Genomic DNA, 26214 nt, shown 5'->3' with positions numbered 1-26214 from the left:
ATGTGCGGAGGTCATCTGTTTGAGCGCATTTATTAGTTTATGGTATTTGTTGGGGCAGGTAGTCAAAAATTTGTTTACCTCGCCCCTTTTTCTTATCATATATATTCTTTTGCTGATTCTTATAATCTGGCAGTATTTCCGTCTGACTTCTGAAAAAACAGATGAAAGCGGTTTTTCTTCCAGGTTAATTTTTTTAATTCGAGAACCGTCCCCAATTTTAAAGGGGATAATGTCCGCTTTTTGTGGTTTTTTAGGAGGGATAGCGGGTAGCTTTTTACTTATAATTATTGGAATCGACCTGGCTTCCATAGGTATAGTTCAGCTTTGGATAGCTGCAGTTATTTTGATGCTTATAAATCCACGTTATTTGTGTTTTGCTTATGCTGGAGGAGCAGTAGCTTTGATAAGCCTTATAACCGGCTATCCGGACATAAATATTCCTCATCTTATGGCCTTGGTGGCCGTTTTGCATCTGGTAGAGAGTATGCTTATCTATTTTAATGGAGCTTTTGGACCTGTTTCGGTAAAAGTAAATAAGGAAGGAATTTTAAGGGAAGGGTTTAATCTTCAGAAGTTTTGGCCTTTGCCTCTTATGGTCCTGATGAGCACAGGATATAATCAGTTTTCCTGGGTTTCCCTTATGCCTGACTGGTGGCCGCTTTTGCCCGGATATGCCGGGGATTTTGCAAGAAGTTTAGATTATCAGATTTTGCCGGTCTTGGCAGTTTTGGGATATGGAGAAATAACTACTGTTGATAGCCCTCAAGAAAGGTGCAAAAAGTCGTCAAAAAGACTTTTGGTTTTTAGTTTGCTTCTTTTGAGCTTCTCTTTTTTAGCTGCAAAATGGCAATTTTTTATGCCGGTTTTAGTTTTTTTCAGCCCTCTAGGGCATGAATTTATTATCTGGTTAGGGATGAAGGAAGAAGGGGATAAGGTAAATTTTTTGGATTACCGGGAGTGTTCACTTTTTGTCAACTTAATGAATAGATTAAAGGCAAAGAAGTTTTAATGAGGTGAATTTGAGTGAACCAACCGGAAATAAGATATGTTTTGGCAAGCAGCAATACGGTAGAAGGCTTTTTAAGTTTTATTCCTGAACTTATCAAGAATCTGAGGCAGGTTTATATATTAAAAGGGGCAGCTGACGGAGCAGTTTCGAGCTTTATCAGAATGTGCGGGGAGTTTTTTTATGAAAAGGGCTGTGCCCTGGAATTCTGGGTTTCTTCTGTTGCTCCTTTTAATATCGATGGGGTTTATGTACCATCTCTGGGTATTGCTGTAGTTAAAGGGACTTTGCCGGAGGAGGTAGAGCCTCTGCCCCCTGGAATAGGGGTAGAGTTTATAAATCTCGGGGATTTTATCGGAAAGGGAATTAGAGAAGAAAGGATAAATGAACTTAATGAGCTGGCTGATAAACTCAGGGAAGAGCAGGCTAAGGCATTTAAAGAGATTAAAAATGCAGGTCGGATTAAAGAGGAAATTTATACGGCAAGCCCTTTTAAAATGGATATAACAAGATTACAAGAGCTTACGCAAAAATTGATTGCAGATATGGAAAAGGGATATGAAAGGGAAAGGCATTATTTTGCCTGGGCTTTTACCCCGGAAGGCAGGATAGACTATATGGAAGAGATAAGCCGTAGGTGTCATCGCCGCTATATTTTAAAAGGACCGGCAGGTAGCGGTAAATCTACGGTTATAAATAATTTGGCCGAGTTTTTCAGAGAAAAAGGGTACTTTTTAGAATACTACCACAACGGTTTAAATAGAGAAAGTCTGGATATGCTCATTGTGGAAAATCTAAGGACAGCAATAATAGATGGAGGCGAAAAGGGAATCTTGACAAGACCTGGAGATGTAGTTATAGATATGCGGGATTTTTCGAGTTATTCGGAGGAAGAGGACATTGATAGGTGTATTGATTTAATGCGTTCCTATGAAAAGGAATTGGAAAAAGCCAGGGAATATTTGGAAAAAAGTAGGGATTATCTGCAAAAAATTGACCTTATATGGACAAAAGGTCTGGATTTAGCTGCTTTAGAAGAAAAAAGGCGGGAATTGGAGAGAAATTTTATAAAAGAATATTAGCTTATATTTTTTTAGATATGTCCAAGCCTTGCCGAAAAGGCTTATAAAGTGGTTATAATGTAATAATAAACTTAAACATTGAGATGGAAACGGGGATGAAATGATGGAGAAATTCAAGATAAATTCAGATTACAAGCCGACCGGTGATCAGCCTCAGGCTATTAAAAAAATCTGTTCGGGACTTAAGAAAGGATATAAACACCAGACCCTTTTGGGGGTTACCGGCTCTGGCAAGACTTTTACCATGGCTCATATTATTCAGAACATGCAGCGTCCGGCTCTGGTTATGGCACCTAATAAGACTTTGGCCGGACAGCTTTATGCTGAGTTTAAGCAGTTTTTCCCGGATAATGCGGTTGAGTATTTTATAAGCTATTACGATTATTATCAACCGGAAGCTTATGTGCCGGCAACCGACACTTATATCGAAAAAGATTCTTCTATAAATGATGAGATAGATAAGCTCAGGCATTCAGCAACCGCTTCGCTTCTTGAAAGGCGAGATGTTATTATTGTGGCTTCGGTTTCCTGTATCTATGGATTAGGTTCGCCGGATGACTACTATAAGCTGGCTATCTCCTTAAGACCGGGAATGGAAATGAGCCGGGAAGATCTTTTGCGTTGCCTAGTAGAAAACCATTATGAGCGAAACGAGGTTTCCTTTGAGAGGGGAAAGTTCAGGGTAAGAGGGGATATAGTGGAGGTTTTTCCGGCTTCTACTGGGGAAAACGCAGTGCGCATTGAGTTTTTTGGAGATGAGATTGACCGTTTGGTTGAGTTTAATCCTTTAACTGGTGAAGTTTTTGGTCGCAGGATGCATGTCATGATTTTTCCGGCTTCTCACTTTGTAACTACCCGGGACAGGATGCTATCTGCTGCCGAAGAGATTGAAAAAGAGCTGGCCATGCAGCTGGAAAAGTTTAAAAAAGAGGGAAAGCTTTTAGAAGCTCAGCGTTTAGAACAACGAACCAGATATGATTTGGAAATGATAAGTGAGGTAGGGTATTGCAAGGGGATTGAAAATTACTCCCGCTATATAACGGGAAGGAAGCCAGGGGAACCGCCGTATACCCTTTTAGACTTTTTTCCATCCGACTTTGTTCTTTTTATAGATGAATCGCACATTACTGTGCCACAGATTGGAGCTATGTACGAGGGAGACCGTTCCCGCAAGCAAAATCTCGTTGATTTCGGCTTTAGGCTTCCTTCAGCTTTAGATAACCGCCCGCTTAAGTTTGAGGAATTTTGGCAAAAGGTAAATCAGGTGGTGTATGTAAGCGCAACTCCGGGTGATTTTGAACTAGAGCACAGCAAGCAGGTAGTTGAACAGATAATTCGTCCTACCGGTCTTGTGGATCCAGAAGTAGAAGTCCGGCCTACGGAAAACCAGATTGATGATTTGATGGAGGAAATAAGAAAAAAGGTGGAAAAGGGCTTTAGGGTTCTGGTTACTACCCTTACCAAGCGCATGGCTGAAGATTTATGCGATTATCTGAGCAATGCCGGGATAAAGGTGCGCTATCTTCATTCAGATATAGATGCGTTGGAAAGGATTAATATACTACGAGAACTGCGCAGCGGGGTATTTGATGTTTTAGTGGGAATAAACCTTTTAAGAGAAGGCCTCGATTTGCCGGAAGTTTCTTTGGTGGCTATTTTAGATGCAGACAAGGAAGGGTTTTTGCGTTCTACTAGGTCTTTGATTCAGACGATCGGACGGGCGGCCCGTAATGCGGAAGGAAAGGTGATAATGTATGCCGATCGGATAACTCCTGCTATGCAGGCAGCCATAGATGAGACTGAACGCAGGCGCAAGATTCAGATGGAATATAACAGGAAGCACAATATCACTCCGCAGACTATTAAGAAGGCAGTTTATGCGCCTGTTGCGGCAGTTATTGCTGAAGAGGCGCTTTCTTATAATAATGATGATAAATATCTCAAACTGCCGCCGGAAGAAAGAGATAGAATAATAAAAGAGCTGGAGTTAGAGATGTTTAAGGCTGCGGAGGAGCTGAACTTTGAAAAGGCAGCCGAGCTCAGGGATATGATACGAAAGCTTAAAAGAAAATAAAGCATAAAATAGTTTTTGGCTGAATTTAGATATGGAGGGAAAGTTTAAAATGTCCAGGGACTTTATATATATAAAAGGAGCCAGGGAACATAACCTTAAGAATATTGAACTTAAAATTCCCCGGGACAAGCTTGTTGTTTTTACCGGGGTTTCAGGGTCAGGCAAGTCAAGCCTGGCTTTTGACACTATTTACAGTGAAGGGCAGAGAAGATATGTGGAATCGCTTTCTACTTATGCCCGCCAGTTTTTAGGGCAGATGGACAAGCCGGATGTAGATTATATAGAAGGCTTGTCTCCTTCAATATCGATTGACCAGAAATCTACTTCCAATAACCCGCGTTCTACGGTGGGAACGGTTACAGAGATTTATGATTATTTAAGACTTCTTTTTGCCCGGGTGGGAAAACCTCACTGCCCGCATTGCAAGGTTCCTATTCAGAGACAGACGGTAGATCAGGTGGTGGATAGCCTTTTAAGTTTGCCGGAGAAGACGAAGATAAAGGTTTTGGCTCCGGTGGTAAAAGGGCAGAAAGGGGAACACCGTAAGGTTTTGCAAAACCTTTTTAAGGACGGATTTGTCCGGGTAATGGTCGATGGGTATGAATATACTGCTGATGAGGAAATTGTTCTGGACAAAAATAAGAAGCATGATATAAGTGCAGTAGTAGACCGTTTAGTCATAAGGGAAGGGATAAGAAGCCGCTTGGCTGAAGCGGTAGAGATGGCTTTTGAGCTTAGTGAAGGGATAGTAAATGTTGTTATTTTAGGTGAAGATGGAAAAGAAGATATAAAGATATTCAGCCGGGATTTTGCCTGCACCTCCTGCGGTTTCAGCCTCCCGGAATTAAGCCCGCGCATGTTTTCGTTTAACAGTCCTTTCGGGGCTTGCCCGGAGTGCGACGGGTTGGGAGAAAAAAAGGAGATAGATCCTCATCTGGTGCTCGATATGGATAAAAGCTTAGAAGAAGGAGCAATAATTGCCTGGGCCAACGGCTTTCATTCTTATTATCAGCAGGTTACGGCCAGCATGGCCCGTTTGTATAAAATTCCTATGGATAAGCCATTAAAAAAGCTTACTAAAAAGCAGCTGGATATTATTCTCTATGGCAATGGTGATGAAAAATTCCTGGTTACTTACACCAACTCTTATGGCGAAACCGGCACTTTCAGGACTTCCTATGAAGGGGTTATAAACAATTTATCCCGGCGCTACCGGGAAACTAAGTCGGATGCCTCCCGGGAGGAAATTGAAAGATATATGACATCAGCTCCCTGCACGGCTTGTAAAGGGAAACGGCTTAAACCTGAAGTGCTATGGGTTTTGATTGAAGGAAAGTCGATAGCGGATGTAACTGCTATGTCGGTGAAAGAGGCTGCTCTTTTTTTTGAAAATTTAAGGCTTTCGGAAAGGGATGAGATGATAGCCAGGCAGGTAATTAAAGAGATAAAAAGCCGGCTTAAGTTTCTTTTAGATGTTGGGCTTGATTATCTTACTTTAGACCGTGCAGCCGGCACTTTATCAGGAGGAGAAGCTCAGCGCATAAGGCTTGCTACCCAGGTAGGATCAAGCCTGGTAGGGGTGCTTTATGTTTTAGACGAGCCGAGTATAGGATTGCATCAAAGGGATAATAACCGGCTTATTGGGACCTTAAAGAGGCTGAGAGACTTAGGCAACACGGTGATTGTGGTGGAACATGATGAAGATACGATTAGAAGTGCGGATTTTATTGTGGATATTGGCCCGGGAGCAGGTGTCCACGGAGGGGAAATAGTAACAGCCGGAACTTTAGAAGAGGTTATGAATGATGAAAAATCTCTGACTGCCCTTTATCTTTCCGGAAAAATGGATATAAAGGTTCCTGCTTCGCGCCGGAAAGGAAACGGAAAATATCTTATTGTAAAAGGGGCAGGTGAACATAATTTGAAGAATATAGATGTAAAAATACCTTTAGGCAAGATGGTGGTTGTTACCGGGGTTTCCGGCTCTGGCAAGAGCACCCTGGTAGAAGAGATTATTTATCCTGCCCTTATGCAAAAGCTGCCGGGACGAAACCGAAATTCTGCCCTAAATTACCGGCCGGGTAAGCATAAGGAGATAAAAGGAATAGAAAATATCGATAAAGTTATAAATATAGACCAGTCTCCCATCGGCAGAACTCCCCGCTCTAATCCAGCTACTTATACCGGGGTTTTTGATGGAATAAGGGAACTTTTTGCCGAAACTGCAGAAGCCCGTATGAGAGGGTATAAACCGGGGAGATTCAGCTTCAATGTGCGGGGAGGTCGGTGTGAGGCATGTCAGGGAGATGGAATAATCAAGATTGAGATGCATTTTCTTCCTGATGTTTATATCCCATGTGAAGTATGTAAAGGGAAGAGGTATAACCGGGAGACTTTAGAAGTAAAGTATAAGGATAAGAATATTGCTGATGTTCTGGCTATGACGGTAGATGAAGCGGTAGAGTTTTTTGCTGCTATCCCCAAGATATACCGCAAGCTTAAAGTCTTGCAGGATGTAGGATTAGACTATATTACACTGGGACAGCCTGCCACTACTTTGTCGGGAGGGGAAGCCCAAAGGATAAAGTTGGCTGCTGAGCTTTCCCGCCGTTCTACCGGGAAGACTTTATACATTTTAGATGAACCTACTACCGGATTGCATAAACATGATGTGGCACAGCTTATATATGTTTTAAACTGCCTGGTAGATGCAGGGAATACAGTTCTGGTTATTGAGCATAATTTAGATGTTATAAAATGTGCCGATTATATCATAGATTTAGGACCAGAAGGCGGGGACGCCGGAGGAAGGATAGTTGCAGAAGGAACTCCAGAAGATGTTGCCCTTAATCCTGATTCTTATACCGGATATTATCTGCGCAAGGTTTTGGGGATATAAGCCGGAAAGGAGGCGGGTTTTATGGAGACGGAAAGGGAAAAAGAAGATAATCTGATATTGCTTAAATCCCGGTTAAAAGAAGTTCCCTTAAAGCCAGGGGTCTATATCTATAAAGATGAAACAGGCAGGGTTATATATGTAGGCAAGGCAAAAAGGCTCAGGGATCGGATGCGGTCTTATTTTCAGTCTCCGGATAACCTGCATCCTAAAGTTAAAGCGATGATGAGAAAGGTAGCTGATTTTGATTTTATTGTTACCGGAAGTGAAGTAGAAGCGCTTATTCTGGAAAATAATCTTATAAAGGAATATAAACCTAAATATAACATTAATCTGCGGGATGATAAGACTTATCCTTATTTGAAGCTTACTTTAGGAGAAGAGTTTCCCCGCCTTTATATAACCCGAGAAGAAAAAGACCGGATATCCCGCTATTTCGGGCCGTATCCTGATGTAGGCTCCCTCAGGGAAACTTTAAGGGTTTTAAGGCAGATTTTTCCACTTCGCAGCTGCCGTGGTTTTAAGGGGGTTAAACGCCCCTGTCTGAATAGGGATATAGGAAAATGCCTTGCCCCTTGCACTGGTGAAGTTTCTGCCGAGGAATACGGTAAAGTAGTGCAAGAGTTTATTCGCTTTATGGAGGGTGAGGACGAAGAGATAATTAAAAGAAAAGAAGAGGAAATGAAAGAAGCTGCTTTAAATCTGGAATTTGAAAAAGCAGCTGCAATAAGAGATACAATAGCTAATATAAGGAAAATACAGGATAAACAGCAGGTAAGCTTAAGGATGGAACACAACTTTGACCTTATTGTCCTGCAGGCGGGAGGGAAAGAAAGCCTGGTTTTACTTTTTCGGATAAGGAAAGGAAAGGTTGTAGGCAAAGATTCCTTTTGGCTTTTAAGGCCGCTTTATGAGGATGAAGCAGGCGAAATGCAGTTTTTTATAAGCAGCTATTATGAAAAAGGACAAGATATTCCTCCTGAGATAATAGTCAATATCCTTCCTTCTGAACCGGAGCTTTTGGAGGCTGGACTTAAAGAAAAAACCGGGCATAAGGTTAAAATTAAAGTTCCGGTTAGAGGAGACAAAAAAAACCTTTTAGATATGGCTTTAGAAAATGCCCGTTTGCTTTACAGGGAACGGTATGACGAAGAAAATAAAAAAGAAAAGGCTTTAATTCGCTTGAGTCGGGTTTTAAATATGGAAACAGTTCCTTTAAGGATTGAAGGATATGATATATCTCACCTGGCAGGAACAGACACCGTGGCTTCTATGGTGGTTTTTACCGAAGGTGGGCCTGATAAGAAATCTTACCGCCGTTTTAAGATGGAAGAGGATCAAAATGACGATTTTGCTTCTTTGGTCCAAACTTTAAGGAGGAGGTTTGAAGCTAGCCGTAATGGAAATCCGGCTTTTTTGCCGGAGCCTGACCTTATACTTATCGATGGAGGCTTGGGACAGGTAAATGCTGTAAAAGAGGTTTTAGAGGAGATGGATGTAGACATTCCTCTTTGCAGTTTGGCTAAAAAGAGGGAAGAAATTTATCTTCCGGGGATGAGCACTCCTATAGTTTTACCCCGCGGAGATGAGGCTTTAAGGCTTTTGCAGAGGATAAGGGATGAAGCACATCGCTTTGCCATAACCTACAACCGAAACCGTCGGGTAAAAAAGATGAAAACCTCGGTTTTAGACGATATTGAAGGGGTAGGCGAAAAAAGGAAACAGGTTTTGCTTAAAAATTTTGGGTCAGTAGAAATGATAAAGAAAGCATCAGTCGAGGAATTAGCTTCACTTCCCGGTATGAACCGGAAAATAGCGCAGAAAATTAAGGATTATTTTTCTGAATAAAAGATATTTTTCCCCGGTAAATGTAAAAAATAATGGAAAAATGCTACAAATGCTATTAAAATAAAGGAAAGGGATAAAGTTTAAGGAGGGTTTTTATGAAGGGCTGGGTAGTAAGGTGGATTTTAAATATAATAGCTATTATTCTTACTGCTGCGATTTTGAAAGGTTTTGAGGTTACTCCCTGGGCAGCTATTGTAGGGTCTGTTTTTTTAGGAATTGTAAACGCAATTATAAGACCTGTTTTACTTATTCTTACTTTACCGCTCAATATTTTAACTTTGGGACTTTTTACTTTTATTATAAACGGGTTTATGCTCTGGCTTACTTCTGTAACTATAAAAGGATTTGATATTCACGGCTTTGGCTGGGCAATATTAACGGCTATTGTTTTAAGTTTGGTAAGCTTTGTTATAAGCTATTTTGTAAAAGACGAGGGTTTGAAATTTTAAATTGTATCAAAATTGTATAAATTCCTGAAGATAGTAGAGCCGGGTATTTGCCCGGCCTTTCTATAAATTTTGATTTGGGGATAGTTCGTGATTTTAAAGGCATTAAGTTTAGAAGAGGAGAGGAGTTATGGCAATAAGGCTTATAGGAATTGATCTGGATGATACTCTGCTTGACGGTAAAGGTAATATAAGCGTAAAAGCAGCAGAGATGATAAAAAAAATAAAGGATAAAGGTGTTTTAGTTACTTTAGCGACTGGAAGGATGTATTCTTCGGCGCTTCCTTATGCTTTAAAGCTTAATATGGAACTTCCTTTGATAACTTATCAGGGAGCACTGGTTAAGAATTCTTTGTCGGGAGAGGTGTTGTATTATAAACCTTTAGAGCCGAAAAAAGCCGGGGAAATAATTGATTTTTTTAAGTCATACAAGGTTCATTACCATGCCTTTTTAGGTGATAATTTATGTATGGAGAAGTTGACCCCGGAAGGCAGGGATTATATAAATTTTGCCGGTCTAAATGCTGATTTGGTGCCTGATTTGCGCAGGAAGGCGGGTGAGGGGGGTTCGATAAAGGTAACTGCCATGTCTTATGAAGTGGAAAAGATTTTAGAAATGGAGAAAATACTCAAAAGAAATTATGAAGGGGAACTTCATATTACCCGTTCCAGACCGTATTTTTTAGATGTTCTGCATGTGAAAGCAGATAAGGCAGAGGCGCTTAAAGTAGTAGCCGAGCATTATGGCATAAAACAGGAAGAGGTTATGGCTATAGGAGACAGCTACAACGATATTCCTATGCTTAGATGGGCAGGAATAGGGGTAGCGATGGGGAATGCGCCGGAGGAAGTGAAAAAAGAGGCAGATTATGTGACCTTTTCTAATGAAGAAGAAGGGGTAGCTTATATTTTGGAAAAGCTGATATTGAGATAAGGAGACATAAGGAATATTATGGAAATTAAGTTAGTGGCTGTAGATCTAGATGATACTTTACTTAATTCGAGGCAGGAAATAGGAGAAGAATGTTATAAAGCAGTTGAAGAACTGAAATCTAAAGGGGTTATAGTAGTTTTAGCTACTGGCCGCATGTTCAGAGCAGCTTTGCCCTATGCTGAAAAGCTAGGTCTTGATATGCCCTTGATAGCCTATCAAGGGGCATTAGTAAAAAAACCTGGGAGTAATAGGGTTTTATATTGCCAGAACCTTGAGAATGAAATGGCTTTGGAGGTAATGCGTTTTTTAGATGAGGCGGATGTTTACTACCATATTTATGCAGATGATAATCTATATGTAGATAAAATAACCCGGGAAGTAGATTTTTATATAGAGTCAGGGATAGAACCTTTACCTGTTGGGAAGCTTATTTTTTTTGCCGATAATCGGAATATTACGGAGATTATGGCGTCAGTCCATGATGAAAAACGGCTTTTGAAAATAGCTGCTGGACTCAGGGAGAATTTTGGAGATAAATTACACATCAGCTATTTGAAGAACAGATATATTGAAATTATGCATAAGAAGGCAAATAAAGGTGAGGCTTTAAAGTTTATATGTAATTATTATGGTATAAATCGGGAAGAAGTAATGGCAATAGGTGATGGATATAATGATATTCCCATGCTTAAATGGGCAGGGGTAGGTGTGGCGATGGAAAATGCGCCGAAAGAAGTAAAAAAAGCGGCGGATTTTATCACTTTTTCCAGCGATGAAAACGGAGTGGCTTATGCCCTTAAAAAGTTTATTTTGAAAGACTAATGGGTATATTGGGTTAAAACCAGGTGAAAATATAAGCATAAACCTTAACTGAAATGGGGGAATGGATATGAAGGATAATATGACCGCTGAAAAGATGATGGAATATCTTTACGGATTGCCGAATCAGTTTGTAGAATGCCTCAAGGCAGAGTTTACGTTCATGGGAAATTATAAAAAAAGGTATAAAAATATTGTTGTTTCAGGTTTGGGTGGCTCAGCTATCGGGGGGGATATTCTACGCTCTTATGCAGAAAATAAAGGGAATATTCCGGTTATAGTAAATCGAAGCTATGAGATTCCCAACTTTGTAGATGAAAAAACCCTTTTTTTTGCTGTAAGCTATTCGGGAAACACCGAAGAGACCTTGAGTGCGTATGAAAAGGCTAAAAATAAGAGAGCAGATATAATATGTATAACCAGCGGAGGAAAGCTGTCTTTAATGGCTGAATCTGACGGTTACGGGGTGGTTAAGGTTCCTTCCGGTCTGGTTCCGCGGGCAGCCATAGGCTATCTTTTCTGTCCCATGGCTTTGATTTTATCTGAACTGGGGATTTTTCCTAATTTAAAAAGTGAAATTGAGGAGACAGTACAGGTTTTATCTGAACTGCGTGAAGAGATTAAACCCGATATAGTTTTTCCAGATAATCCTGCACGCAGGCTTGCTGAATCTTTAATGGATTCTATCCCTGTTATATGGGGAAGTATCGGGGGGACAGAAACTGCTGCCTTGCGTTTTAAGGCTCAGATTAATGAAAATGCAAAAAGTCCGGCTTATTACAATGTCTTTCCTGAACTTAACCATAATGAAGTTGTAGGGTTTGCAGTTCCTGAAGATATTTTATCCAGGGTAGTTATAGTAATTTTTGAAGATAAGTATGATAACCCGCGGATAAAAAAGCGCATTGATATAACCGAAGATATAGTAAAAAACAGGGTTAAAAACCTTTTGCGTATAGAAAGCAGAGGAGAGTCTTTTCTGGCTCGGCTTTTTTCCTTAATTTACCTAGGGGATTATGCAAGTGTTTATCTGGCAGGCAGATATAGTATTAATCCTACTCCGGTAGGGGTTATAGATTATTTGAAAGCTCGGCTGTCAGAGGGTTAATTTAGCAAAATGCGGTCATAAACTTTGAGTATTCTCTGATATAATTAAAGTAGATAACAAGAGGCGGCAGGGGAGGATTTTTATGCCGGAAGTAAAAGAAGACGAAATATATATACTCATTATCACCGGTTTGTCCGGAGCCGGCAAAACCCAGGCAGTAAACTGCTTGGAGGATGCAGGATATTACTGTGTTGATAATCTTCCTCCTGTTTTGCTGCGTAAGTTTATTGAACTTATAATGGATTCGGAAAGGAAAATAGACCGAATTGCATTGGTTTTGGATGTTAGAGGTGGACAGTTTTTTGATCAGGTTAACCAGGTTATTGAAGAGCTTGGTCGCGACAATATAAGACTGGAAATATTGTTTTTGGAGGCTTCTGACGAAGTTTTGGTGCGCAGGTTTAAAGAATCAAGGCGTAGACATCCTTTAGCTGTCAGGGATAGGCTTTTGGAGGCAATAGAAAGGGAACGCCAGATGCTTGAAGAGCTTAGGGGACGGGCTAATTTTATAATTGATACTTCTAACCTGACTCCCAGGGAACTTAAGGACAAAATTATCAGTTTACTGGGTGAGAACAAAAAGTCCCGCTTTACTGTAGGGGTAATGTCTTTTGGTTATAAAATGGGGATTCCCCTTGATTCAGATATAGTAATGGATGTGAGGTTTTTGCCCAATCCATTTTATGATCCGGTTATGCGGGATATGACCGGGGAGGATGAACTGGTTGCCGATTTTGTATTATCTTCTCCGGTAACCAAATCTTTTACCCGCCGTTTTTTAAATATGCTTAGATTTTTAATACCTTACTATATTGAAGAAGGCAAAACTAATCTGGAGATAGCTTTAGGCTGCACAGGAGGGCAGCATCGTTCAGTAGTCCTGGCTGATTATATTGGAAAGCAGCTCAGGAATATGGGATATAATGTTAATATAAGGCACCGGGATATTTTCAGGTATAAAGTGGAGGAGTAGATGAATAAAAGGGAACGGGATTTTAAGCTGGTAGTAATCGGAGGGGGGACTGGGATTTCTGTTCTTTTGAAAGGCCTTAAAAAGCACACTTCTGATTTGACTGCAGTAGTTACGGTAAGCGATGATGGAGGAAGTTCCGGGAGACTGCGCACTGAATTAGGTGTTTTGCCTCCGGGAGATATAAGAAATTGTTTGGTTGCTCTGGCCGAGACTGAAACCTTGATGGATAAAGTTTTTCAGCACAGGTTTAAAACAGCAGGGAGTTTAAATGGGCATAACATGGGCAATTTGCTTCTGGTTGCCATGGCAGAGATAACCGGAGATTTTATCTCGGCTATAAAAGAAGTAAGCAAGATACTGGCAGTAAGAGGAAGAGTTATCCCGGCTACTTTAGAGCATGTGATATTAGGAGCCTGTATGGAGGATGGAAGGACAGTTTTTGGTGAAACTGCTATCAGGAATTATAAAGGAAGAATAAAACAGGTTTTTCTGGTTCCCTCTACCTGTGAACCGGTTCCTGATACCCTGCAGGCAATAAACGAAGCTGATGCAGTGATATTAGGGCCCGGAAGCCTTTATACCAGCATTATACCCAATCTTTTGGTCAAGGAGATAAAGGAAGCAATTAAGGAAACGAAGGCAGTTACTTTTTATATAAGCAATATCATGACTGAAAGCGGAGAGACTGATGATTATACTGCTGCTGATCATGTAAAGGTTATAATTGAACATTTAGGGGAACAGCTTATAGATTATGTTATAGTAAATTCCGGTTCTATAGGTGAATACAGGCTTAAAAGATACAAGGAAGAAGGTGCCGTTCCTGTAAAGGCAGATAAAGACAGAATTGAAAAGCTGGGGATTAAGGTAATTGAGGCTGATTTAGTGGCAGATGATGAGCTGGCTTGGCATGATCCTGATAAACTGGCTGCAATTATAATTGATGTATTGAAAAGTGTAGTTTAAAATCATAAATGGTGGAATTGAACGATTTTATATACGGAATAAAGAGGTAATATTATGGGGTTTTCACATGAGGTTAAAGATGAACTTACCCGGGTTATGCCGGATAGGCTGTGTTGCTCTAAGGCAGAGTTGGCTGCTTTTTTTTTAGCTGGAGCTAAAATTACAAAAGATAATGATATTATGTCTTTACAGATAGAAACTGAAAATGCTGCTACCGCCCGTAAGATTTTTTCTTTAATAAAACAAATCTATGGATTTTCTTCATCTGTCCGCATGGAAAAGAGGAAGAGGTTTAATAAAGAACGTATATATATTGTAAATACTCCTTTGATCGGGGAGGAAGAAAGTAAGGCTTTAGGTGAGTTTTTAAATATTGAGGGTGAAGGTAGAGTAAGAGGAGGAGTAAGGAGAGGATTGGTGAGCCGCAACTGTTGCCGAAGATCTTTTTTGCGGGGGGTTTTTTTGAGCCGTGGTTTTGTAAGTCGTCCGGAAGAGCAGTATCACCTGGAAATTTCCTTAAACGACAGCCGCCTGGCAGCTGATGTGCAGAAAATTGTCTCTAAATTAGGAGTAGAATTGAAGAAAACGGAAAGAAAAAATTCTGTAGTGCTTTATATAAAAGACAGTGAGAAGATTGCAGATTTTCTTCGTATAATAGAAGCGAATAAAGCCCTCTTGTATTTTGAGAATGTGCGGATTATTAAATCGATGCGCAATGATGTTAACCGGCAGGTCAACTGTGAGACGGCTAATCTGGCTAAAACCATAGATGCTTCGGTAAGACAGATTGAGCTTTTAAAAAAATTGGTTAAAGAAAAGGGAGTTGCGAGTTTACCTCCTCATCTTCGAGAACTGGCTTTTTTAAGGATAAACTATCCCGATCTTTCGTTAAAAGAATTGGGAGAAATGCTTAATCCACCTTTGACCAAGTCAGGGGTAGCTTACCGTATGCGAAAGCTGGAAAAAATGGCAGAGGATTTATTGAATGAATTATGAGATAATATAGAGCATAAACTTGAAAAAGAAAGGAAATCAGGTTTGGATAAGGTATTTAACCAGGAAAGCGGGGGACGTCCATGAAACTGGGATATGATGTGTTTTTGGAGCAGCAGCAAAAACTGTTAATAACGCCTGAGCTGCGTCAGGCTATTGCAGTTTTGCAGATGTCCGCCCTTGAATTGCAGGAATATATAAGCCGGGAAATCGAGCAAAATCCTTTTTTGGAAGAAAGAGAAGAGAATGATCTAGAGGAAGAAAATAAAGAAAAAGAAGAAGAACATGATGAGGAAAAAATAGAAGAATGGCTGGAATATTATAATGACCGGGATATAGGCATGAATTTGCGGGAAAAAGAGGAATACAAAAATTTTGAGAATTATATCACCCGGCAGCCCAGCCTTTATGAACATCTTCATTTTCAGCTGCGCTTAACAGTAACTGATGCTGTTGATCTGGAGATAGGTGAATATATTATCGGCAATATTGATAGTAAAGGATATTTATCGAGTAGTGTAGAGGAAATAGCTTTAAACCTTAATAAAGCCAAGGAAGATATAGAAAGAGTTTTAAAGATAATTCAGACATTTAGCCCTTATGGAGTAGGAGCCCGGGATTTACCCGAGTGTTTGCTTATTCAACTAGCTCATTACGGTAAGGAAAGTGAAGTTGCAAAGCAAATAATTCTTTATCATCTAGATGACATTGCTAAAGGAAAGATAAACAAAATAGCTCAGAAGCTGGAAGTTCCGGTTCATCAGGTGCAGGAAATATGTGATCTCATACGAACCCTCGATCCTAAGCCTGGATTACAGTACAGCAATGATGAAGAGATAAAGTATGTGGTGCCTGATGTTTTAGTAGAGAAAATTGAGGGAGAATATGTAGTAGTAATCAATGATTTTCATTTTCCAAGGCTGATGATTAACCATGTCTATGAAAACATTCTTAAAAGGCCGGAGAATTTCTCGATTGAAACCAAGAAGTATTTGGAAGAAAAGATGGGGGCAGCCTTATGGCTTATTAAAAGCATTGAACAGAGGCGTATGACTTTATATAAAGTAGCCCGCTGTATTGTGGATATTCAAAAGGATTTCTTTGAAAAAGGAGTGGCTTATCTTAAGCCTCTTACGTTGAAACAGGTGGCAGATATAGTTCAGGTACATGAATCTACAGTAAGCAGGGCTACCGCAAACAAATATATGCAGACACCACAAGGGCTTTTTGAACTTAAATACTTTTTCAGCAGTGGGATACAGGCCAGCAACGGTGATAATAAAGTATCTTCTACCAGCATAAAACATATGCTGCAGGAGATTATAGCAGAAGAAGACAATACCAGTCCTTTGAGTGATGAGGCTATTTCAAAGATTTTATCCGAGCGCGGTATTAAGATTTCCCGGCGCACAGTGGCTAAATACCGCCAGGAATTAGGAATTCCGTCGGCTATGGCAAGGAAGAGGTATTGAAAAAGCGGGTGGAATAAGCCCGCTTTTTTAGTTTGCGGGAAAAATTTTATGAGCTGACAGGATGCCGAAATGCGAAACCTTTATGGAAGAGTGCCAATAGGCGGATGCTGGTAATTTCATCTGGGATATATGCTGCCTTGATTTAGTGATTGGATATAGGAAAATTTTTGCTGTTGTGTTATTATTAGAATTAAGAGATTTTTAAGCACATTTTTGTTGCCTACCTATTGAGGAAAAGCTCTGCTTTTGTAGTTTAAGCCTACCTATTAGGATTGCAAACATTTCTGATCTTTCTTGTTTTCTCCTTGTATAATTTTAATTTATATATTTTTTAGATAGAATCGGCCGTTTAAAAAGAAAATATGAGGCTTAAGAATGGGGAGATGAAAATTGGCTAACAAAATATTAGTTTTAACTGTAGGGACTAATCCTCTTCCTAGCTATGTGGTAGGAAAATACCTGAATAATTATGATAAGCTGGTGCTTATACATTCGGAGAAAAAAGACTATCAGAAAGGGACTTATGATTATGCTCAAAAAATAAAATCTGGACTGGAAAAATATTCCGAAAAGACAGACTATTTTTTTATTAAGCTTGAGAATGTATCGGATCCTAAAGAAATAAGGCGTGATTTGAAAAATGGGATTAATGCTTGCCTATGCTTTAAAGACCAGAATGAAATAGAAGAAATTCATTTAAACTACACAGGCGGCACCAAAACGATGGCAGTTCACATTTATAACTTTTTTAAAGAAAACTATAATGATAAACTTAAAGCTTCCTATCTCGATGCGAGGAATTATAAGCTGGTTTTCGAAGATGGGACAGTTGAACCTTCGGGGAAAAAAGATTTGCGGGATTATGTAAAAATAAGTATAGATGAACTTTTGCAACTTCATTTATATAAAAAATGTGAAGAAAATTCTTTAGATATAAAACAAAAATATAAATTTAAGAATGAATTTGGAGCAGATAATTTTGAGAAAATTAGTCATCAAATTGAATATATAGTAAAAAATGAAAAAAGCAAAGATTTTACAAAATGGTTGTCGGATGTTTTTAGGAAAGTTTTTAAGAATGGCAATGATATTTTAAGGAGCAAAAGAAAATTTATAGAACATATAGAAAAAATATCAGAAAAAGTTGCAAGATTTGATAATGAAACCCCTGATTTTGTGAAAGATTTGCTAAAAGCATTTCCAGAAAAGAACCGAATAATAGATGAAAAGCAAGGATTATGGAGACCTGGAGACGATATAAACAACCATCAACTTGAAAAAAGGATAAAACCGGTTGTGGAATTCTTAAATGGCAGATGGTTGGAGTGGTATATTTATAGTCAAACTGAATCAGAACTTTTGTCAATGCCAAATGAGTTACAGGAGGGAGAACAGTTTGGTTTGTCATTAGAAGCAAGAAAAGCAAGCAGGGAAAATACTACCGAGTTTGAACTGGATATGTTTGTGCTTTACGGTTATCAATTGATAGGTATATCGGTTACTACCGCTGAAAAGAGGGGAACCTGCAAATTAAAAGGTTTTGAGGTTATACACCGCGTTAAGCAGATAGGAGGGGATGAAAGCAAAGCTATATTGGTTACAGGCCTGGGAAGTGGGACGAAATCTCTTGAGGATGATTTGGCTTATGAAACTGGATCGGCAGAAGGCAAAATTAAAGTATTCGGCATTGAAGACTGGAAGGATATCGGGAAAAAAATTGTCCAGGAGGTGTTCAAATGAATGATAAATTAACTGCTGCGCTCATCGATACTGTTTCTATACAGGAGTATATATTTTCCAGCAATAAGCTGCGGGAAAATATAGGTGCTTCTTACATAGTAGAAAACATTTATAATATTCCACTTAAAGAAGCATTGGAAAAACTGTTCGGCAAGCAGAATGTTGACATTCATAAATGGGAAAGGGAACCTTGCAATATAGTGATAGAAAAGGAAGAAGCAGATTTTGAAATCGGCTATATCGGAGGAGGTAATACCTTAATCTTTTTTAAAGAGGCTGATAAGGCTAGGGAGTTTATAAAAATATATACTAAACATCTTTTGGCAACAGCTCCCGGATTGCGGACAGCATTTGGTTTAATTGAAGATTTTGATTTGCTTAGTTTCCAGGATTCTATGCTGAAACTGCATAAAGAATTGCAGCATAACAAAAATAGATATTTCCCTAATGTAGATATAAATAAATATGGTTTTACTTTAGATTGTCCCAGAACTAATAAAAGTGCGGAATTAGGCAGAAAAGATGCGGAATCTAAATTTATTTCAGCAGCAGTAGATGCTAAAGTTAAAGCTTCCAGGCATGCCAAGAAATATTTGGAAGAAAAATTTTTTAAAAAAGATGTCCCATATACATTTACATATGAGATCACCCAATTAGGGCAGCATTTAAATTTGAGAAATTATATAGCCGTAGTTCATGTAGATGGAAACCGAATGGGAGAGAAATTCAGCAAGTGCGGCAGTTTACAGGAGATAAGAACCCTTTCAAAATCAGTAAAATCAGCTACTGAGAATGCTTTTACTAAAATGGTTGAAAAAGTTGTAGATAAAATTGAGGATCAGACAATTTCCTGCCAAAATGATTTTCATTTGAGACAAGAAGGAGGTAAAACTGTATTACCATTAGTTCCTGTTGTAGCAGCTGGAGATGATGTTACATTTATTTGTGAAGGAAGGTTAGGATTATGGCTGGCCGAAGTCTTTATAAAAGAATTTAGCAGTAAAAAAGTTTTAGGAGAATATTTGTCAGCCTGTGGAGGAGTAAGCATTGTAAAAACTAAATATCCTTTTTACAGAGCTTATAATCTTGCAGAAGGGCTTACGAATAGAGCTAAGAAAGAGTCGCGGAAGCATAACAATTCTTCTTTTATAGACTTTTTTATATCTTCTAGTGGATGGAATGGAGAAATAGACGATATATTCCAAAAGCACTTTACGGCTCTGGAGGGTAACCTGCATTTTGGACCTTATAGAATAGATGCAGGTGGGGAGAAATCTGTTGCCAATCTGAAGAATATAATAAAAGGTTTTTATCGATTTCCCAAAAATAAGCTGATGCAACTCAGGGCGGCATTATTTGAAAGTAAAGAGGCAGGAAGTGCAGTAGTGGAAGAATTGAGAGCAAAGAATCTGTCTTTGCCGAAAGCAGGAAATTATTATGAAAATGTAGATTTATGGAACAACCAAACTACTCCTTATTTTGATGCTATAGAACTTATCGATTTTTATCCGGAGGGATTACTATGCATATAAGTTTGCAAACCCTTTCTTATACTTTAATAGGCTCTGGAGAAGGTGCAGGTATGATTGACAGTGATGTAGTTTTAGATGAATTGGGCATACCTTATATACCTTCCCGCCGCATTAAAGGGGCTTTAAAAGAAAGCACCTTGGAAGTTTGCGAAATGTTAGGGATTGCTGCAGAGATAGTCGATAGCCTTTTTGGCAGTAAAGGATTAGGTGAAGGAAAGATCAGCATAGCCAATTTAGTTATAGAAGATTATGAAGAGATAAAAAAAGATATAAAAGAATTGAAGCAAGATAGTAAATACAGAAACTTTTTAACCTATCAGAAAATATCTTCATTTTTTACAACCATAAGGCAGCAAACAGCCATAGATTTAGATAAAGGTATTGCTAAAGAAAGCAGTTTGAGGACTTTAAGAGTTTTAAAACCTGAATTAAATTTTAAAGGCGAAATATATGAAACCAAACCTTTATCTGATCGTGAGAAAGCTTTGCTTTATTTAGCGGCTTTAAATTTGAAAAGGATAGGTACTGCTAGAAATAGGGGATATGGGGAAATAAGTTGTAGTTTTGAAGGATTAGGAATTGAAGAAGCATTACGTATTTTAACGAACAAAGACGAACAGGAAAGAAGAGAAGAGTTCAGAACAAAACAGCTGGAATTAAGCGGTAAAGGTTGTGTGAAAAGTTTACAATATCATATTAAAGTAATTTCTCCTATTTTAATAGCAAAACAGGTGGGAGAACAAAACAGTGTTTATACGGAAAAGCATATTCCAGGGAATGTAGTAAGGGGACTGCTGGCTCATAAATTTATCAATATTATGGGACTGAATAAGGAAACTGCCCATCTTGATAAGTGGTTTTGGGAATTTTTTTTAAACAGAGGACTGTTAATAAAACCTGCCTATCCTGCCAAAGAGGGAGAAGTTTATTATCCTGCTCCTTTATGTCTGCAAAAAGAAAAGGGAGAAGATAACAGGAATTTTTATAATGTTTTTAAAATGGAAAGAGAAGAGAAAAAGACTAAGCCGGTTGCTGCCTTTTGCTGCATGAAAGGGGAAAATATATATTTTTACGAGCCTGAAACCACCTTTTATTTTCACAATACGAGAGATAGAAAAAGAGGAAGCAGTATAGATGGCGGTATTTTTTACTATGAAGCTGTAAATGCGGATGAAGAATTTATTGGTGAAATATTGGGAGATGAAGAATATTTAAAGGAAATTAAAAAATTATTTGATTCTTTTACTGCTTTTATCGGCAGGTCTAAAACAGCTCAATATGGTTTGATTAAATTTACCTGGGGGGAAATAAAAGAAACGGCTGCTGCTGATATGGATGATGAATTTATAATTCATGCTTTATCTCCTATCATTTTATATAACGACCAGGGCTATCCTGAAGTTTCAGAGGAAATTTTTCAAAAATACTTGGAAGAATTTTTAGGCGGCGAAGTAGAGGTAATTAATCAATGTGCCAAAATTCAACCTGTTGAAAATTTTGTTGGGGTATGGGCTATGAAGTCTCCCGCAGATACAGCATATGCACCAGGATCAAGTTTTGAAGTGAGGTTAATATTTGATGAGACTGATTATGAAAACATAAAGGAAAAGATTAAAGAACTTCAGATTTACGGCTTGGGAGAAAAAACCGAAGCAGGATTCGGGCAGATAAGAATATATGAAACTTTGGAAGAAAGATATGCTGAAAGAGAAGCGAATGAAGATAGGAATTCTATTGGGATAGAAGAAACTGTGGCAGGAAGTAAAGTGTCTCCTGTTTTGGAATATATAGTAAAAACAGATATATTAGCATTTGTAAAGTATAAAGGTTTAAAAAAAGCGGAAGAAAATAAAAGATACTGGCAGATTTCTAATCATTTGCTGGGCAGATTAGAAGGTATGCTATTAGAGGCTGAAATCTTAGAAGACGCCAGAAAGAGGATAGAGCAGCTGGAAGGGAAAAATGCAGGAGATGTCCTCGATAGCGTAAAGTTGTGGGATGAATTATGTGAATTGAATATTTATGATGAAATTAAAAACCAAGCAGATTTCCAAAAGTTTTTCAAAATATTAGAATTGCTTAGTTGGGACATAGAAAATGATCATGATTTTAAATGGGAGATTTCTAAAACTTATTGGATTTCTTTCCTGCGTTGTCTGAGGTTATTCAAAAAACAGGGGGATAAATAGCATGAGTAAAGTTGTTGGTAAAATTGTGATAACCGGCATACTTGAAAATAAATCACCTTTTGTTATAGGGTCAGGCAAAGGAGATATTATAGACGTAGAAATTTTAAAGGATGAAAAAGGTAATCCTTATATTCCTGCTACTTCTTTTGTAGGAGCACTGCGGCACCATTTGGAAAGTAACTTTTTAGTAGAAAATGAAGAATCTTTTAATCAATTTTGGGGTTTTGTTGATGCCGATAAAAGAAATGTCTGCCAGAGTCATTTTACAGTAAGCGATCTCAAATTGATAGGAAAAAAGGATGGTAGTTTGACGGGCATACGGGATGGAGTAGCGATAGTAGCCAAAACGGGCATTGCCCGAGAAAAGGCTAAATATGATTATGAGATAGTGAATAGAGATTTGAACTTTCGCTTACAGGCAGAACTGACGTTGAGAGAAGGCTTTAATAAGGAAATGTTTTTGAAAATATTAAAAACAGCTTTATCTGAACTTGAACAAGGAAAAGTATGTTTGGGAGCCTTAACTACTAAAGGTTTTGGCAGATTTTTCGCCAAAGAAATCAAGGTTTACAGTTTTGAATTCCCCCGGGATGGGGAAAAATATTTGCAATATTTGGCTTCTTCAAAGAAAGATAAATTTAGTGCTATAAATCTTGCTGATATTCCACAGCTCATTCCTAAAGAAACCTGCGATTTTGTTCTAAAAGCCTCTTTTTCTATAAAAAGTTCCTTAATAATAAGTTCCTATACTACTGATCCAAAAGATCCCGACAAAGTTCATATCAAATATAATGATAAACCAGTTTTGCCTGGTACTTCACTGAAAGGAGTCATAAAAGCCAGGAGTGTAAAAATAGTTCAGACTTTATTAGAAGGAAGAGAAGAAAATTTTATACAGGAAATAAAAAACAAGCTGGATGATCTTTTCGGCTTTGCAGATACGGAAAATGAAACAGGGAAAAAAATAAAGAGCAGAATGATAGTAGAAGAAAGCATTATAGAAAATATAGAAGAAGCAGAGCAAACGAGAATAAAAATAGACCGTTTTACCGGTGGAGTTGTGGAGAGAAAGCTATTTCAATCAAAGCCAATATGGCATAAAGAAGAGAATATAAATTTATGTATTACCATAAAAAATGCAAAAAATTGGGAAGTGGGTCTGCTGCTGTTAGTTTTAAAAGACTTGTGGAATGAAGATTTGCCGATAGGAGGAGAAAAAAATATTGGAAGAGGTATTTTGATTGGAAAAGAAGCATTGTTAAAACATGGGAAAAAAGAATATTTTCTTAAAAGAAAAAATGACAAAGAATTGGAGATAAAAGGGAGCAAGGATGAGCTGGAGGATTATGTTAAAAGCTTATTGCAGGAACTGGGGGTAGAATGATGGAGAAACTTTATGAAATAGAAAAAACCAGGGTTAACTTTCAGCTTTTCAAGGACAAGGATTTTACCGATGATATATTGCATAAACTGGCCTTAATGTCAAATGGATATGTAGTTTGCTGGCTGCATTATGCTGTATTGTTTGGTAAAATAAGGAACAAAAAAATAGAATTTTATAAAAACCAGATGCCTGATTTTAACAAGTATCTTTTGAAGCTTAGAGCATTTAACGGTCGAGAAGAACTGCATGTGTGGAAGGGCAAAAAATATTTTAACTTCCGATATATAAAAGAAGATGAACAGGGGGATAAAGAATTAGAATTTATAGATGCTAAGCAAGTGATGTTTGGTACAAAGTTTAAAAAGTTAGATGAGGATTTTTATGAGGTTTGGGAGGATAGAGGTATTCGCTATATTATCCCGGCAGAAATTATACCAAAACAATTAGAGTCTGAAATCAGAGGAAGATTAGTTTTACATACAAGGAATTATATAGGTTATAATCCCATTGGACAAGCAGGTTTTATAGACAGCCAGTTCATTAAGTTAGAATTTAGGGGGGATTAAAGAGTGAACAGATCTTTACGAAATAATAATGGGGAAAGAAGAGTGCCGGCAAAGGCGCCTTATAATTTTGTTCCATTAAATAAGTGTGTAATAGCGGCTCAGGATATACCGGATTTTGACAAGTTTTTTGTTCGAGATAGATATTCAGGTTATATAGAACTTAACATGGAAACAAAAACACCTATGTATATAAGAAGCCAAAAATCAGATTTTTTTTCTATAAATAACAGACCCAAAATACCGGGGAGTTCTATAAGGGGAATGGTAAGAACACTTGTAGAAACTGCATCGTTCGGCAAGTTCAGTTTTTATGATAATAAAAGGCTGTATTATAGAGCTGTTGGTGATACATCGAGATTAGGACAGGACTACAGAAAGATGTTTGTCAATGAGAGTGATAGTTGTAGCTATAAATTTTCGGCAGGGATTATGAAAAAGAAACAGAATGAATATAAGATCTATCCTTCTAAAATTATAAATAATACCCAGATTTACCGAATAGATTTTAGTGATTTGCCGGCTGAATTAAGAAATATAACACCTTATGAATTTAAAGAAGTTTATTTTAAACCAGAACCTGTAGGTGAGCATATCCATCGCAGGCGCAAAGGTGGTTTGAAATTAAAATATGCCAAAATTAATTCTATTTCACTAACTAAAAGCGGAAGAAACCAGCAGAAAGGATATCTCATAGTTTCTGGAGCATTTGGGACTAAAAAACATATGCATTGGGTTATAAATGAGGCACAAGATAAAGGCATAATTGTAGAAGAAGAAAAAATTTACCAGTATAAAAATGATTTTAATCGAGATGAGAAATTTGATGTGTTAAAAATACTTGAGAAAAATAAGGATGGGGTTCCTGTATTTTACATAATGGATGATAACCAGCAAATTAAAGCTTTTGGGCATACTGGATTTTTTCGTCTTCCGTATGAATTGGCTATTGGTGATCATATACCAGAGAATTTAAAGTTAGAAGAGATAGTAGATTTTGCCGAAGCTATTTTTGGCAAAGAAGGAAGATTTGCAACAAGGGTTTTTTTTGAAGATGCGGAACTTGTTGAAAATCAGGAAGAAATATTCTTGGAAGAGGCTTTTCCTCAAATTCTTGCTACCCCTAAACCTACTACCTTTCAGCATTATTTAGAGCAAGAACCAGATGGAGTAAATACACCTAAAGATAAATTAAGCCATTGGAATGACAGTTCTGCATTAATTAGAGGTTATAAATTTTATTGGCATAGAAAGACCTTTATAAAAAATGATGAATACTGGAAGGCAAAAGAAATAGTAGTAAATAAATCAGATTTTGAAAAATTTTTAAAAGAAAAGAAGCTAAATGGATCATGTTTACTGGATAATCAATGGGAGTTTGTTTCATTTCATAATAACAAAATAACTATAAAAAAGGAATTTGCAAAACTTCCAGAAGAAATAAAAGAAGAATTAAGAAAATACCTATTCTGGGAACATAAGAAAAACCAGTATACTATAATAAGACCTGTTAAACCTGGAATAAAATTTAAATCACGTGTACGCTTTGAAAATCTTTCGCGCGAGGAATTGGGAGCTTTGCTTTTTGTATTAGATTTGCCGGAAAAGCATTATCACAAGATTGGTATGGGTAAACCGCTTGGACTTGGGAGTATTTCCATAAAACCTGTTCTTTTCCTTATTGACAGGCAAAAAAGGTATAAAAAGCTTTTTGCGGGAAATGAATGGGAGTTGTCCGTTAATGAGGTACAGGGACAGCAGTTTGAGGATTTCAAAAAGGCTTTTGAAAAATATGTTATAGAAAGGATTTATTCCAAAGAAGCAAATAAGTTTTCTTCACTTTGGGATTTTACGCGGATGAAAGAACTGAAGGCTATGTTGAATTGGGAGAATACCAACAAAGAGAACTGGCTGGAAAAAACGAGGTATATGATGATAGAATATTGTGCTGATAATGGAAAGAAACATAATGAATTCAAAGAGAGGCCTGTTTTGCCAAGACCAAGTCAAATCGTATCTAATCGTAATTGATTATTCAAAAAATTGTTAATATAATAATGTTTGATATTTATAAGAATTGTTGTCGACCTCTAATAATGCAAAAAATCCCGGAGGTCGACAACAATTTTAAATATCGTTTTATTTCACGAAAATACTTGCATACTCTGAGTTGTATGTTAAAATGAGGA

The 26214-nt window shown here is 37.9% G+C and carries 19 protein-coding genes; all 19 read left to right on the top strand.

Annotation, left to right across the window (positions count from 1 at the left end; genetic code table 11):
- Window positions 1-19: 19 nt before the first annotated feature.
- The 19 genes from H0Z36_RS05605 (at window position 20) to H0Z36_RS05515 (ending at window position 26056) form a co-directional block, all read left to right on the top strand.
- On the top strand, window positions 20-1009 hold the full coding sequence (locus H0Z36_RS05605) for a hypothetical protein (RefSeq protein ID WP_296864263.1): 990 nt from the start codon (window positions 20-22) through the stop codon (window positions 1007-1009).
- A 14-nt stretch (window positions 1010-1023) separates the two neighbouring features.
- Complete coding sequence (locus tag H0Z36_RS05600) at window positions 1024-2088, top strand: hypothetical protein (protein WP_296864262.1); 1065 nt, start codon at window positions 1024-1026, stop codon at window positions 2086-2088.
- 103 nt (window positions 2089-2191) lie between these two features.
- Entirely contained in the window at window positions 2192-4162 is a 1971-nt protein-coding gene (gene uvrB / locus H0Z36_RS05595; RefSeq protein ID WP_296864389.1) for an excinuclease ABC subunit UvrB, read from the top strand.
- Window positions 4163-4211: 49 nt separating this feature from the next.
- Window positions 4212-7061: an excinuclease ABC subunit UvrA gene (gene uvrA / locus H0Z36_RS05590; protein ID WP_296864261.1), complete on the top strand. Its 2850-nt coding sequence runs from the start codon at window positions 4212-4214 to the stop codon at window positions 7059-7061.
- A 21-nt stretch (window positions 7062-7082) separates the two neighbouring features.
- Complete coding sequence (gene uvrC / locus H0Z36_RS05585; protein WP_296864260.1) at window positions 7083-8906, top strand: excinuclease ABC subunit UvrC; 1824 nt, start codon at window positions 7083-7085, stop codon at window positions 8904-8906.
- Between the two features lie 95 nt (window positions 8907-9001).
- Window positions 9002-9355 carry a phage holin family protein gene (locus H0Z36_RS05580; protein WP_296864259.1) on the top strand — a complete coding sequence of 118 codons (354 nt, stop codon included), beginning with the start codon at window positions 9002-9004 and terminating at the stop codon, window positions 9353-9355.
- 127 nt (window positions 9356-9482) lie between these two features.
- On the top strand, window positions 9483-10286 hold the full coding sequence (locus H0Z36_RS05575; RefSeq protein ID WP_296864258.1) for a Cof-type HAD-IIB family hydrolase: 804 nt from the start codon (window positions 9483-9485) through the stop codon (window positions 10284-10286).
- 18 nt (window positions 10287-10304) lie between these two features.
- On the top strand, window positions 10305-11108 hold the full coding sequence (locus H0Z36_RS05570) for a Cof-type HAD-IIB family hydrolase (RefSeq protein ID WP_296864257.1): 804 nt from the start codon (window positions 10305-10307) through the stop codon (window positions 11106-11108).
- Window positions 11109-11175: 67 nt separating this feature from the next.
- Window positions 11176-12213, top strand: a complete 1038-nt coding sequence (locus H0Z36_RS05565) for a bifunctional phosphoglucose/phosphomannose isomerase (protein ID WP_296864256.1) — start codon at window positions 11176-11178, stop codon at window positions 12211-12213.
- An 82-nt stretch (window positions 12214-12295) separates the two neighbouring features.
- The gene (gene rapZ, locus H0Z36_RS05560; RefSeq protein ID WP_296864255.1) at window positions 12296-13186 is read left to right on the top strand and encodes an RNase adapter RapZ; all 891 of its coding nucleotides are present in this window, start codon (window positions 12296-12298) and stop codon (window positions 13184-13186) included.
- On the top strand, window positions 13187-14152 hold the full coding sequence (locus H0Z36_RS05555; protein ID WP_296864254.1) for a YvcK family protein: 966 nt from the start codon (window positions 13187-13189) through the stop codon (window positions 14150-14152).
- Between the two features lie 54 nt (window positions 14153-14206).
- The gene (gene whiA, locus H0Z36_RS05550; RefSeq protein WP_296864253.1) at window positions 14207-15148 is read left to right on the top strand and encodes a DNA-binding protein WhiA; all 942 of its coding nucleotides are present in this window, start codon (window positions 14207-14209) and stop codon (window positions 15146-15148) included.
- A gap of 80 nt (window positions 15149-15228) precedes the next feature.
- A complete protein-coding gene (rpoN, locus tag H0Z36_RS05545) occupies window positions 15229-16617 on the top strand; it encodes an RNA polymerase factor sigma-54 (RefSeq protein ID WP_296864252.1) in 1389 nt (462 codons plus the stop codon).
- 390 nt (window positions 16618-17007) lie between these two features.
- A complete protein-coding gene (locus tag H0Z36_RS05540; protein WP_296864251.1) occupies window positions 17008-18357 on the top strand; it encodes a DUF1887 family CARF protein in 1350 nt (449 codons plus the stop codon).
- Window positions 18354-19889, top strand: coding sequence for a hypothetical protein (locus H0Z36_RS05535; protein WP_296864250.1), 1536 nt, complete (start codon window positions 18354-18356; stop codon window positions 19887-19889). Before H0Z36_RS05540 ends, H0Z36_RS05535 begins: the two co-directional genes overlap by 4 nt.
- Window positions 19880-22078, top strand: a complete 2199-nt coding sequence (locus tag H0Z36_RS05530; RefSeq protein ID WP_296864249.1) for an RAMP superfamily CRISPR-associated protein — start codon at window positions 19880-19882, stop codon at window positions 22076-22078. The genes H0Z36_RS05535 and H0Z36_RS05530 overlap by 10 nt, the downstream gene beginning before the upstream one ends.
- Window position 22079: 1 nt before the next feature.
- Window positions 22080-23462, top strand: a complete 1383-nt coding sequence (locus H0Z36_RS05525; protein ID WP_296864248.1) for an RAMP superfamily CRISPR-associated protein — start codon at window positions 22080-22082, stop codon at window positions 23460-23462.
- Window positions 23459-24028 carry a CRISPR-associated protein Csx19 gene (gene csx19, locus H0Z36_RS05520; RefSeq protein WP_296864247.1) on the top strand — a complete coding sequence of 190 codons (570 nt, stop codon included), beginning with the start codon at window positions 23459-23461 and terminating at the stop codon, window positions 24026-24028. The genes H0Z36_RS05525 and csx19 overlap by 4 nt, the downstream gene beginning before the upstream one ends.
- Window positions 24029-24031: 3 nt before the next feature.
- The gene (locus tag H0Z36_RS05515; protein ID WP_296864246.1) at window positions 24032-26056 is read left to right on the top strand and encodes a TIGR03986 family CRISPR-associated RAMP protein; all 2025 of its coding nucleotides are present in this window, start codon (window positions 24032-24034) and stop codon (window positions 26054-26056) included.
- Window positions 26057-26214 lie beyond the last annotated feature (158 nt).

The organism is Thermosyntropha sp., from assembly GCF_017656155.1.
Lineage (GTDB): Bacteria > Bacillota > Syntrophomonadia > Syntrophomonadales > Syntrophomonadaceae > Thermosyntropha.
This window is presented reverse-complemented; position numbering and strand designations above follow the sequence as displayed.

Excerpts from the sequence above, each read along its gene's own strand:
- uvrB (WP_296864389.1), top strand. The coding sequence starts at position 2,192 with ATGGAGAAATTCAAGATAAATTCAGATTACAAGCCGACCGGTGATCAG.
- uvrA (WP_296864261.1), top strand. The coding sequence starts at position 4,212 with ATGTCCAGGGACTTTATATATATAAAAGGAGCCAGGGAACATAACCTT.
- uvrC (WP_296864260.1), top strand. The coding sequence starts at position 7,083 with ATGGAGACGGAAAGGGAAAAAGAAGATAATCTGATATTGCTTAAATCC.
- H0Z36_RS05580 (WP_296864259.1), top strand. The coding sequence starts at position 9,002 with ATGAAGGGCTGGGTAGTAAGGTGGATTTTAAATATAATAGCTATTATT.
- H0Z36_RS05575 (WP_296864258.1), top strand. The coding sequence starts at position 9,483 with ATGGCAATAAGGCTTATAGGAATTGATCTGGATGATACTCTGCTTGAC.
- H0Z36_RS05570 (WP_296864257.1), top strand. The coding sequence starts at position 10,305 with ATGGAAATTAAGTTAGTGGCTGTAGATCTAGATGATACTTTACTTAAT.
- H0Z36_RS05565 (WP_296864256.1), top strand. The coding sequence starts at position 11,176 with ATGAAGGATAATATGACCGCTGAAAAGATGATGGAATATCTTTACGGA.
- rapZ (WP_296864255.1), top strand. The coding sequence starts at position 12,296 with ATGCCGGAAGTAAAAGAAGACGAAATATATATACTCATTATCACCGGT.
- H0Z36_RS05555 (WP_296864254.1), top strand. The coding sequence starts at position 13,187 with ATGAATAAAAGGGAACGGGATTTTAAGCTGGTAGTAATCGGAGGGGGG.
- whiA (WP_296864253.1), top strand. The coding sequence starts at position 14,207 with ATGGGGTTTTCACATGAGGTTAAAGATGAACTTACCCGGGTTATGCCG.
- rpoN (WP_296864252.1), top strand. The coding sequence starts at position 15,229 with ATGAAACTGGGATATGATGTGTTTTTGGAGCAGCAGCAAAAACTGTTA.
- H0Z36_RS05535 (WP_296864250.1), top strand. The coding sequence starts at position 18,354 with ATGAATGATAAATTAACTGCTGCGCTCATCGATACTGTTTCTATACAG.
- H0Z36_RS05530 (WP_296864249.1), top strand. The coding sequence starts at position 19,880 with ATGCATATAAGTTTGCAAACCCTTTCTTATACTTTAATAGGCTCTGGA.
- H0Z36_RS05525 (WP_296864248.1), top strand. The coding sequence starts at position 22,080 with ATGAGTAAAGTTGTTGGTAAAATTGTGATAACCGGCATACTTGAAAAT.
- csx19 (WP_296864247.1), top strand. The coding sequence starts at position 23,459 with ATGATGGAGAAACTTTATGAAATAGAAAAAACCAGGGTTAACTTTCAG.